Annotated in this window: 9 protein-coding genes; 7 read left to right on the forward strand and 2 right to left on the reverse strand. The window is 62.9% G+C overall.

The window, feature by feature from the left end:
* The first annotated feature begins 26 nt into the window (after nt 1-26).
* Together ACWFUC_RS14195 and ACWFUC_RS14200 are read left to right on the forward strand one after the other, a co-directional pair.
* A complete protein-coding gene (locus tag ACWFUC_RS14195) occupies nt 27-473 on the forward strand; it encodes an Mpo1 family 2-hydroxy fatty acid dioxygenase (RefSeq protein ID WP_121039254.1) in 447 nt (148 codons plus the stop codon).
* A gap of 166 nt (nt 474-639) precedes the next feature.
* Nucleotides 640-1092, forward strand: a complete 453-nt coding sequence (locus ACWFUC_RS14200; RefSeq protein WP_034336617.1) for an outer membrane lipoprotein — start codon at nt 640-642, stop codon at nt 1090-1092.
* Nucleotides 1093-1201: 109 nt separating this feature from the next.
* Here the strand turns inward: ACWFUC_RS14200 and ACWFUC_RS14205 are convergent, their stop codons facing one another.
* Together ACWFUC_RS14205 and htpG are read right to left on the reverse strand one after the other, a co-directional pair.
* On the reverse strand, nt 1202-1729 hold the full coding sequence (locus ACWFUC_RS14205) for an FUSC family protein (protein ID WP_489637204.1): 528 nt from the start codon (nt 1727-1729) through the stop codon (nt 1202-1204).
* A gap of 136 nt (nt 1730-1865) precedes the next feature.
* Nucleotides 1866-3776 (reverse strand): molecular chaperone HtpG, encoded by a 1911-nt coding sequence (gene htpG / locus ACWFUC_RS14210; RefSeq protein WP_489625234.1) that lies wholly within the window; start codon nt 3774-3776, stop codon nt 1866-1868.
* A gap of 438 nt (nt 3777-4214) precedes the next feature.
* Between htpG and ACWFUC_RS14215 the strand changes: the two genes are divergently transcribed.
* The 5 genes from ACWFUC_RS14215 to ACWFUC_RS14235 all read left to right on the forward strand — a co-directional run bounded on the left by ACWFUC_RS14215 (nt 4215) and on the right by ACWFUC_RS14235 (nt 11538).
* Complete coding sequence (locus ACWFUC_RS14215; RefSeq protein WP_489625541.1) at nt 4215-5864, forward strand: TolC family protein; 1650 nt, start codon at nt 4215-4217, stop codon at nt 5862-5864.
* Nucleotides 5864-6637: an OmpA family protein gene (locus ACWFUC_RS14220; protein WP_489625542.1), complete on the forward strand. Its 774-nt coding sequence runs from the start codon at nt 5864-5866 to the stop codon at nt 6635-6637. Before ACWFUC_RS14215 ends, ACWFUC_RS14220 begins: the two co-directional genes overlap by 1 nt.
* Nucleotides 6634-8007, forward strand: a complete 1374-nt coding sequence (locus ACWFUC_RS14225) for an HlyD family type I secretion periplasmic adaptor subunit (protein WP_252696301.1) — start codon at nt 6634-6636, stop codon at nt 8005-8007. Before ACWFUC_RS14220 ends, ACWFUC_RS14225 begins: the two co-directional genes overlap by 4 nt.
* 127 nt (nt 8008-8134) lie before the next feature.
* The gene (locus tag ACWFUC_RS14230) at nt 8135-9805 is read left to right on the forward strand and encodes a biopolymer transporter ExbB (protein WP_134135100.1); all 1671 of its coding nucleotides are present in this window, start codon (nt 8135-8137) and stop codon (nt 9803-9805) included.
* A gap of 29 nt (nt 9806-9834) precedes the next feature.
* Complete coding sequence (locus ACWFUC_RS14235; RefSeq protein ID WP_489625235.1) at nt 9835-11538, forward strand: peptidase domain-containing ABC transporter; 1704 nt, start codon at nt 9835-9837, stop codon at nt 11536-11538.
* Nucleotides 11539-11553 lie beyond the last annotated feature (15 nt).

Raw genomic sequence — 11553 nt, forward strand, 5'->3', positions numbered from 1 at the left:
GCCGGCCATTGATCAGGGAGCTCACCATGGACAGCACCGTTTCACCGCGCCGCATCGATGTACTGCTGGCCCGCTATGCCGAGAGCCATCGCCATCCGATGAATGAACTGATCCACTGCATCTGCGTGCCGGCCATCGTGTTTTCGCTGCTGGGGCTGTGCTGGATCGTGTCGCCAGCCGTGGCCCTGCTGGTGGCTGCCGCTACGCTGGCCTGGTACCTACGCCTGTCGCCGCCCTTTGCGGTGGGCATGCTGGCCATGTCGGCGGTAATGCTGGTGGTGCTGGCGCGGCTGCCCTTGGGAGCGGTCCTGCCGGTATCGGCCACGGTTTTCGTGCTGGCCTGGATCGGCCAGTTCATCGGCCACCGCATTGAAGGCAAAAAGCCATCCTTCTTCGAGGACCTGCGTTTTCTGCTGGTCGGGCCCTTGTTTGTGCTGGCTTTCCTGTACCGGCGTTGGCACATCGCCTACTGAAAACGTCCTTGCGGGAACGATTGTCGACGCGCGGCCTCTTTGTATTAAGATGTAAAGGAATGTGTGCTTCCGCGCCGGATGCGCGATCATGTTGCGTTCGCGCGGACGCTCGAATCCCCCCGCTGCCCGGAGACGGGCCAAACAGTTCTCAGTCGGAGTTTTTAGTATGAAGAAATTGATTGTGATCGCAGCCCTGGGCTCCCTGGTAGCCGGCTGCGCAGTAACCCCCAACTCGGCCAGCGTCTACAACACCCGCCAGGCGCAGGGTGAGCAGACCGTGCGCATGGGCGTGGTCGAGTCGATCCGCAACGTCACCATCGACAAGGGTTCGAGCGGTGTCGGTACCCTCGGCGGCGCAGCATTGGGCGGCATTGCGGCCGGTTCCAACATCGGCGGCGGAAATGGTGCCCTGGCGGCCGGTATCGTCGGCGCGCTGGCGGGTGGCGTCCTGGGCAACCAGGCTGAAGCCCACCTGAACAACCGCCCGGGCCTGGAAATCACCGTGCGCCTGGATAACGGCGAGCTGCGTGCCATCACCCAGGATGCAGATGAACCTTTCCGCATCGGTGAACGCGTGCGTCTGCTGTCCAACGGCCGTACCACCCGCGTGACGCACTGATCTTTGCCAAGCGTATGAAGAAGCAGGACTGCGGTCCTGCTTTTTTTTTCGGCCTTTTCGCCGATTGCTTCACCTCTTTGGCAGCGGACCTGCAGTTTCTGAGAGAGCCTCAGGAGCCGGCAGCCTCGTCTTCCGGTCCCGGCTTGCGCACCTTGAGCAACCACATGTAGATCACCGTCTGCAACAGTGCCACGGTACTGCCGACAATGACCTCCCCGACCCGCATCAAGGCCAGGTGCAGTTCCTGGCTCAGACCGTTGCCGCTGAAGGCCGCCGACAGCAGGATCACCACGGTCGCCGGCCCCAGCCGCCAGTTGCTCGGATAGTTCTGCAGCAGCATGGCTACCACCACCGCTGCGGTCAGCGCCACCAGCATGGCCAGGAAGGTCGGACCGAACACCACTAGCGCAATGCAGGACACGATGCAGCCCGAAATCGTGTTGATCAGCCGCGCCCGGAAATTGGCCTTTGCCACCGTCATGTCCGGCTCGGTCACGATGATGAGCGAAATCATGGCCCAGTAGGGCTCCTCGATGCCCAGCGCGCGCAGCCCGTACCACAGGATCAGGCAGCCGGAGAGGATCTTGACCAGATAGGCGAGGGCGTTCTTGCGGGGATTGATGAAGTGCAATTCCATAGGCCGATGTTAACCAGCCAGCATCGTGGCTGCAAGCCGATATGAACGAAAACGCCGCCTGCGAGTTTCCCCGCAGGCGGCGCTGCTGCCAGCAGGCCATTCCGGCCTGCCGGCATGGTCCGGCAGATGAACGAACTTACTTGGCGGCCATGGCCAGCAGCATGTCGTTCAAGCGCTTGACGAAGCTGGCCGGATCAGCCAGTGCACCGCCTTCAGCCAGCAGGGCCTGGTCATACAGGATGTGCGACCAGTCGTCGAAGCGCGCCTCTTCGTACTTCAGGCGCTGCACCAGCGGGTGGTCCGGGTTGATTTCCAGCGTGGGCTTGGATTCCGGTGCCGCCTGGCCGGCTGCCTTCAACATGCGCACCAGGTTGCCCGACAGTTCGTTCTCGTCGGCCACCAGGCAAGCCGGGGAATCGGTCAGGCGGAAGGTCACGCGCACTTCCTTGGCCTTGTCGCCCAGGGCGGTCTTCATCTTCTCGACCAGCTCCTTGTACTCGGCTTGCGTCTCTTCGTGCTGCTTCTTCTCGGCTTCGTTCTCCAGCTGGCCCAGGTCCAGGCCACCCTTGGCCACCGAGGCCAGTTCCTTGCCTTCGAACTCGGTCAGGAAGGACAGCATCCACTCGTCCACGCGGTCGGTCAGCAGCAGTACTTCCACACCCTTCTTGCGGAAGATTTCCAGGTGCGGGCTGTTCTTGGCGGCCTGGTACGTCTCGGCAGTGACGTAGTAGATCTTGTCCTGGCCTTCCTTCATGCGGCCCAGGTAATCGGCCAGCGAAACATTCTGCACATCGCTGTCATTGTGGGTGGAGGCAAAGCGCAGCAGCTTGGCGATGCGCTCCTTGTTGGCCGCATCCTCGCCGATACCTTCCTTCAACACCTGGCCGAACTCGGTCCAGAAGGTGGTGTACTTGTCCTTCTGCGCCTGGTCTTCGCTGTTGGCCAGCTCTTCCAGCAGGCTCAGCACACGCTTGGCCGAGCCGTCGCGGATGGCACGCACGTCGCGCGACTCCTGCAGGATCTCGCGCGAGACGTTCAGCGGCAGGTCGGCCGAATCGATCACGCCCTTGACGAAGCGCAGGTACACCGGCATCAGCTGCTCGGCATCGTCCATGATGAACACGCGCTTGACGTACAGCTTGATGCCGCCGCGCTTGTTGCGGTCCCACAGGTCGAACGGGGCGCGCGCCGGGATGTAGAGCAGCTGGGTGTATTCGCTGCGGCCTTCCACGCGGTTGTGGGTGTAGGCCAGGGGCGCGCCGAAGTCGTGCGAGACGTGCTTGTAGAACTCTTCATATTGCTCGGGCGTGACCTCCGACTTGCTGCGGGTCCACAGAGCGCTGGCCTGGTTGACCGTCTCCAGCTCGTCCTTCTGCACGGTTTCCTTCTTTTCCTCATCCCATTCTTCCTTGTTCATCAGGATCGGCAGGGAGATGTGGTCGGAATACTTGCGGATGATGGACTTCAGTTGCCAGGCGGAGAGGAATTCATCTTCGCCTTCACGCAGGTGAAGAATGATGTCGGTGCCGCGGCCCGGCTTGGTGATCTGCTCGATGGAGAAGTCGCCCGCGCCTTCGGATTCCCAGCGCACGCCTTCGGAAGCGGGGGTGCCGGCACGGCGCGTCTCGACCGTGATGCGGTCGGCGATGATGAAGCCCGAATAGAAGCCCACGCCGAACTGGCCGATCAGGGCGGCATCCTTCTGCTGGTCGCCCGACAGGCGCGAGAAGAATTCCTTGGTGCCCGACTTGGCGATGGTGCCCAGGTGCGAGATGGCCTCATCACGGTTCATGCCGATGCCGTTGTCGGAGATGGTGATGGTGCGCGCCGCCTTGTCGAAGCTGATCTTGATCTTCAGTTCCGGATCGTCCTCGAACAGGCTGCCATTGTTGATGGCCTCGAAGCGCAGCTTGTCGGCCGCGTCGGAGGCGTTGGAGACCAGCTCGCGCAGGAAGATTTCCTTGTTCGAATACAGCGAGTGGATCATCAATTGCAGCAGTTGCTTGACTTCGGCCTGGAAGCCCATGGTCTGTTTTTCGGTTGCCATGTGGTTGTCCTTAATTGAAGAAATGGATGAGTGAAATAGGCAGAGGTAATCGTCTGTGGGCGGGATATAGGGAGAGACTTGTGGTTTTTCAACCGCAATTTTTGGCATTTTTGTTCACTTTGTGAGCGTTCGCGTATTTCCTGATGGCATGTCTGCAACAAGCTGACCATAATTGCCGAAGTTAACTTTTATCAAGTCAATTGAAATTAAACGATTTTTCCGGGCTATTTGTAATTGAGTTGCAATCCGCCGGTGATAGAATTGTTTTGACAAAATAGTAACAAATTCGATCAGGCTGATCGAACGGATGTGCAAGCCGGCGCTCCCTCATAAAAAGAACAGGAGTCTCCCCGGCTTGATGACGGGAATCGCAGCGAGGGCTGCCGATTCTTTCCTGGGATGCGGGTTGGGTAGGGGAGGCCGGTGGGATACCGGCTGATCGTGTTGATGAGAGTTCTCAAAAGCAAGCGTTTCATACTGGGCGTTTCATTGGGCTTGGCCGCGCATTCCGCGCCCCAGGCGGCTGACAAGCCGCCAGCCGACGCCGTCATAATGCAAACCACACCGGCCGCGCCGGCCACCTTCGACAACAAACTGGATGCTCCGCCGCAAATCCGGCTGGGTGCCGATCCTGCCGGCCCATCGGCGACGGACTACCGCCTGCCGGGTTTGCCGGCCGACACCCCGCCGCCCTCGACCCAGGATGAAATCCTGCTGTTGCTGCGCCAGTCCGATCCGAGCTTCTCGGGCAATCAGATCGTCCTGCCGCAGATCAGCATCGTCACCGAAGGCGAGACCGTCCCGGACCTGAGCCTGCGCAGCGTGCTCGACCTCGCGCTCAACAACAGTTACAGCTACGCCGCCACTGCCGCGCAAGCGGACCAGGCGCGCTATGCCTCCAAGGCCACGGCCGGCCAGCTCGGCCCGACGCTGGACCTGCGGGCGCAGAAGGGCAATGAATATTCTTCGCCGTCCTCGGTGATCGATCCCAATACCGGCCTGATCCAGCGCGCCTCGTACCACAAGCGCTGGGATGTGACGCTGATCGGCCGCCAGCCCATCTTCGCGCCCGGTTCGTATTACGACTATCGCAAGAGCAGCTCGCTGGCCGATGCCGCCGACCTGCGCCGCGACGATGCCCGCGAGACCCTGTATTACAACGCCATCAAGGCGTATTACGACGTCATGCGCGCCTACGCCACGCTGTCGTTCTCGCGCAGCTACGCCCAGCGCATGGGCGCCTTGCTGGATTACATGAGCAAGCGCCTCGAAGGCGGCGGTGCCAGCCGCATCGACTTTGAACGCGTGCGCGGCCGTTCGCTCACGGCCCAGTCCGCCGTGGCCGAGGCCGAAGGCGCGCTGGAGAGCGCCATGGTGTCGCTGAACCAGATCACCGGCCGCAAGATCGAGCAGATCGAAGTGCCGGACCACATGATGCCGACCGTGCCGGATACCTCCAAGCTGGCCCTGCAGGATGTCTACGAGACCAACCCCGGCGTGCGTGCCGCGCGGCGCGATGTGGACGCGGCCAATCAGGAACTGAAGTCGGCGCGCGCCAAGTTCTCGCCCACGCTGGCCCTGGAATGGACCCAGACCAAGACCCGCGGTGCAGGCGGTGCCATCGACACCACCGACAACACCTTGCAGCTGACCACCGACCGCCGCCTGATGATGGTGGTGAGCATGAACCTGCTCAATGGCGGCTCGGACATGTATTACAGCAAGCAGGCCGGTGCCAAGTACGTGGAAAAGAGCAACACCGCGCTCGACCTGGAACGCAAATTGCGTGAGCAGATCGAGATCAATTACCGCACCCTGGGCGCGGTGAGAAAGCGCATGGAGATTTCGCGCCAGGCCTATCTCACCAATGCCAACGTGGCCGATGTCTTCCTGGAACAGCTCTCCACCGGCAGCAAGCAATTGCTGGACGTGCTGGACGCCTATCAGCAGGCCTACCAGGCGCGCATGGACTTTGCCAACCTGTTGTTCCAGCAGGCCGATATCAGCTATCAGATCCTGCGCAACACCGGTCGCGCATCGGCACTGGAAACCCTGCCCACGCGGGCGGCCAACAAGACGGGGGAATGATGGAGGGCGGCAAGGAACAGAATTTCTGGCCAGGCTTCGTGGACGCGCTGTCCAACGTGGTGCTGGTGATGATCTTCGTGGTGGTGGTGTTCGTGGTGACGCTGTTCTACTACTCGCAGAAGCTGGCGCAGATGAAGGTCAGCAAGCTGATCTCGCAGGGCCAGACGCAGGTCGTTGGCGAATCCAAAGCCAGGAAGACCGACACCATTGCCACCGCCGACAGCACCAGCATCAACAGTGCCGAAACGCCCGGCGAGCGCGAGAAGGCACAGGAAATCGAGCAGCTCAAGCGCGAAGTGGCCAGCCTCAAAGCCAAGCTGGCCGCGCCGCCCCTGCAGTCCGACAACGGCAGCCTGCGCAGCGCTGCCGCACCCTCCAGCCCCAATGCGATCCAGGTCAAGACCGAACCCAACGACAAGGAAGTCGCGCCCGGCCTGCGCATCAATGCCAACGAAAAAGCGGTGACCCTGAACTTCGATGCCGATTCTACCCAGTTGAATGACGAGGGTAGCAAAGCGCTGGACAAGAGCATCGGCGACTGGGTGCGCCGCGCCAAGTCCAGCCAGGGCAAGATCGTCGTCACCGGCGTGATCGGTAGCGGTGCCTACAGCGAGAGCCGGCGGCGTGCCTACTATCGCACCGTTGCGGTCCGCAATTACCTGATCGATGCCGGCGTGGACAAGGAACGCGTCACCAGCCGCGTGGCCACCGATGAAAACGGCAGCGGCAATGATGCGCGCGTGATCGTGCAATACCAGGCCTCGGCAAAATGACGCTCTCGCTCAAGCCCGGCACCGGCCACGGAATCAGTTCCCGTGGCAAGGGCTTCATGCGCCGCGTGGCACCGCGCCTGGACCGTCGCCTGGGCGAGCTGCAGGCCATGCCGCGTCCGCGCCTGGCAGTGCTGGCCTGCACGCTGCTGCTGGCCTTGCTGGTGATCTGGTCGATGCTGGCGCCCATCGATATGGTGGTGCGCGGCAGTGGCCGCATCGTCGCCTCCGAACACAACCAGGTCATCCAGCATCTGGAAGGCGGCATCGTCTCGGCCATCCTGGTGCGCGAGGGCGCGGTGGTCAGGAAGGGCCAGACCCTGATCTCGATTGCCGACGTGCGTGCCAATGCCGATCTCGGTGAAGGCCGCGTCAAGATCCTCGGCCTGCGTGCCAAGATCGCCCGCCTCTCGGCCGAAGCGGCGGGGGCTGCGAGCCTGCAGATGCCGGCCGACCTCGACCACGACGACCCCGCCGTGCAAAGCGAACAGGCCGCCTTCGCCGCGCGCTCGGCCAAGCTCATGCAGGAAATGTCGGTGCTGCGTGAACAGGCAGCGCAACGCCAGGCCGAGCTGGGCGAAGCGGTCAGTCGCCAGAAGAGCCAGGCCAGCGAACTGGACCTGGCACAGCGTCAGTACAAGCTGATCCACAACATGCTCGAACGCAATGCCGCCTCGCAGCTGGAAGACATCCAGGCCGCCGCCCGCGTGCAGGATGCGCAGAGCAAGCTCTCGGCCAACGATGCCATGATCCCGCGCCTGAAAGCGGCCATCGCCGAATCGCAGGCCAAGATGGGCGAAGCCTCATCGCGCTTCCGTTCGGATGCCCGCGCCGAACTCACTGCGGCGGAAACCGAACTGGCTCGCCTGCAGGAAGAAATCAAATCGCGCAACGACCGCGTCTCGCGCTCGGAAGTGAAAGCGCCCATGGATGGCGTGGTCAACCGCGTGATGATCAATACCGTGGGTGGCGTGGTGCGGCCCGGCGACCCGATCATCGAGATGACCCCCAGCGACGACAAGCTGGTCATTGAAGCCCGCATCTCCCCAACTGACCGCGCCGAACTGGCCACCGGGGCCAAGGCGCGCGTGAAGGTCTCGGCCTATGACTACGGCGTGTATGGCGCCATGGAAGGCGTGGTCACCGAGATCAGCGCCGACACCGTCCCCGATGAAAACAATCCGCGCGGCGAGCGCAGCTACCGCATCAAGATCGCCGTCCAGCGCGGCGACAACGAGCTGCAGCGCAAGCTGGCCCTGATGCCCGGCATGACCGCCAGCGCCGACATCATCGTCGGCCGCCGCACGGTGTGGCAGTACCTGATGTCGCCGCTGTCGCGCTTCGGCCAAGGTGCCCTGCGGGAGCCGCGATGAACCACGCCGCACTGCCTGAAGTGCTTTATTGCTCGCCGCAAAGCCACATCCACCAAGGCTTTGCGGCGGTTGACGTTTTCTGCACCATCCACTTTCCCTGCGTTCTTTTCTCCGGAACCTCGCACGTATGAAAAACCTTCGCCAGTTCTACGCACTTGCCGCCATCCCGACGCTCCTGCTGCTGTTGGGCGCTTTCCTGTTCCGGGGATTCGTGGGGCATGCGATCCAGATCAATCCCTTCCTGAACCTGTTCATCATCGCGGTGGCGGTGTTCGGCATTGCGCTGATCTTCTACAACCTGTACCGCGTCAACTGGGAATACGACAAGCTGATCCAGTTCTACGACCGTACCAAGGCCGGCGAATCGATGGAAAGCCTGGTGAAGGCGCCTGAATTCGAAGGCACCGAGATCGGCCAGGTGCTGGTGTCCGTGGCCAGCACCAAGGGCCGGCTGACTTCCCGTATCGAACAGGAAACCATCGAAGGCTCGCTGCACGACCTGCGCGCGCACCTCGAAGCCAAGACCGAATTCCCGCAATTCCTGACCGGCTTCATGATCGCGCTGGGTCTGCTCGGTACCTTCATCGGCCTGCTGGAAACCCTGGTCAGCACCGCCGCCCTGATCGATGGCTTCGGCAAGGCCAGCACGGCCGGCGACATGGATGCCTCCTTCATGCACCTGGTGGCCGACCTGCAAAAGCCGCTGGCCTCGATGGGCACCGCCTTCTCGGCCTCGATGTTCGGCCTGATCGGTTCGCTGGCGCTGGGACTGACCCTGACGCCGCTGCGCGCGGCCAGCAAGAAGCTGGTCACGCGCGCCCGTGAATGCATCAGTGACATGGTGCAGCACGTGGTGCATGACATGAGCGGCCCGGCAGCCACGCAGCGCCAGGGCGTCTCCGAAACCTTCCTCGCCGAATTCCTGCAGGATCTGATGGTGCTGCAGCGCGAATCCATCATGGCCGCGCGCAACAGTTCGGAGGCCTCGCTGCAGGCCGGCATCAAGCTCGAAGGCCTGAACGACCGCCTCAACAACATCGTCCAGCTCTTCAACGACAGCATGGAAGAATCGCGCAGCCTGCGCCAGCTGGTGGCTTTCGGCCCGCGCATGCACGAGACCGCGCAGCAGACGCTGGAAGAAATCCGCAACGTCGGCCAGTTGATCAACACCAAGATCACCTCCGCCCGCGATCTCTCCGACAGCCTGTCCTCGCTGGAAGAACGCCTCTCGGTCAACGGCGACATCGCCAACCGCACCTTCGAAGTGATGCCGCAGATCGTCTCTACCATCCAGGCCGGCCAGCTGGCGCTGTCCACCGCACTCAGTTCGCTGCAGGCGCAGCAGGGTGAGATCTCCAACATGAACGAAAAGAATGCGCAGAACATCGCGCAGCTGCCGGCACTGCTGAACCAGATCTCGGTACGCCTGGCCGACGAGATGGGAGCGATCCAGTACCAGGGCGAACTGCAGGCCACCGTGGCCGCGCGCCTGAACGAACTGGGCAACACCATCGGCGAGAACTCCAGCAACATGGCGCGCGATGCGCTCTCCGCACGCCAGTTGCAGATCGACCTGGCCAAGCACATGGCGATGCAGAACGACCGCGTCAAGAACCTGGGCGCCATCCCGCAATCGCTGACCTCCATCACCGAAGCCCTGATGCGCCAGAACATCAACTGGCAGACCGTCATCGACGAGATGCGTACCGGCCGCCAGACCATGGTCAAGGACCTGCGCCTGGAACTGCGCGAAGCGATCCGCGAAATCACCGCCACCAACCGCGGCGGCCAGGCCTGATCGCAGCCTGACGACGAACGCCACGCACCATGAACGCCAGCGAACAGGTCCACATCGATCAGCCGCAAGTCCGCACGGACCTGCGCGCCGATCCCACTTACCTGACGCTGCTGCGCGCCTATGGCAGCCGCTTCGTCGAGATCATCGTGGCCGGCATCCTGGTCAATCTGCTGGGCCTGCTGATGCCGCTGTATTCGCGGCTGATCTACGACAAGGTGCTGGGCAACCACATCCCGGAAACGCTCTGGGCACTGACGCTGGGCATGCTGCTCTTCATCGGGCTGGAGCTGGTGTTGCGCATCATCCGCGTGTATTACACCGAGCAACTGGCCGGCCGCCTGGATGGCGAATTCGATGAAGTTTCGGCACGCCGCCTGCTGACGGCCAGGGTACAAGCACCGGTGGGCGTGGTGCTGGCGCGTTACCGTGATCTCTCGGCGGCGCGCGACCTGCTCTCGTCCAACTACATGCTGCTGCTGGTAGACCTGCCGTTCCTCGCGCTGTACCTGGTGGTGCTTGGCCTCATCGGCGGCCACATGGTGTGGGTGCTGCTGGTGGGCGGGGCGCTGCTGGTCGGCATGCAGCTGCTGCTCAAAGTTCCGGCCAATGACTATGCGCATGCGGCCATGAAGGCCGGTACCGGCAAGGTGGACAAGCTGGCCAGCATCGTCTACGGCATGGAAACGCTCAAGACCACGCCGCTGCAGGACCGCCTCATGCGCGCCTTCCTGGCCGATGCCGGTGCCAATGCCGTAGCCCAGGCCAAGAGCCGCTTCTGGATGAATACCAGCTATGCCATCTCCACCGTGGGCTACACCTTCATTGCGGTGGCCACGCTGGTGGTGGGCGTCTATCTGGTGGAAGACAACCTGCTCACCGTCGGCGCGCTGATTGCCTGCTCGCTGCTGATCAGCCGCGCCACCACGGTGCTGTCGTCGCTGGCGGCACTCCTGGGCCGCATCGAGATGTTCCGCCGCGCCCGAGCCGAATTTGACCAACTGTTCGAAGAGCAGAAAGAGACACCGACCGCCGATGTGCTGCGCCAGGAAATGCGCGGCCTGATCCAGGTCGGCAATCTGCTGCTGCACCTGGACCAGAAGGAAAACGCCACCTTGAAAAACATCTCGCTGACCATCCAGCCCGGCGAGAAGGTGGGCCTGGTCGGGCGTTCCGGCTCGGGCAAGTCGACGCTGCTGCGTGCCCTGGCCGGCCTGCACCAGCCTGACGAAGGGCATGTCCTCATCGATGGCGTGGCCGTGACGGCCTATGCCCCCGAGGTGCGGATGCGCTGCATCGGCTTCAAGCCGCAGGAACCCTTCCTGTTCGATGGCACGGTAGCGGCCAACATCTTCGTGGGCGACCGCGTCCCGGGGCAGGTCTATGAAGCGGCGCTGGCGGTGTCCTCACTGGATGACCTGATCGCGCGCGGCGAGCTGCGCCTGGACCAGGCCATCAAGGCCCCCGGCAATCTCTCCGGCGGCCAGCGCCAGATGGTGGCACTGGCGCGCGTGATCGCCTGCACCCCGCGCATCCTGCTGCTGGACGAACCGACTACCGGCGTGGACCAGCAGACCGAGGCCCGCATCATCGAGCGACTGGCGGTGTATGCCGGCCCGCGCACGCTGGTGGTGGCCACCCACAGCCCGGCGCTGTTGCGCCACGTGGACCGCATCATCGTCATCGACGGCGGGCGCATCGTGGCAGACGGACCGCGCGACCAGATTTTGCAGTGACGCTGCCCGGCAGGG

It is taken from the genome of Herbaspirillum sp. Her4, from assembly GCF_057961335.1.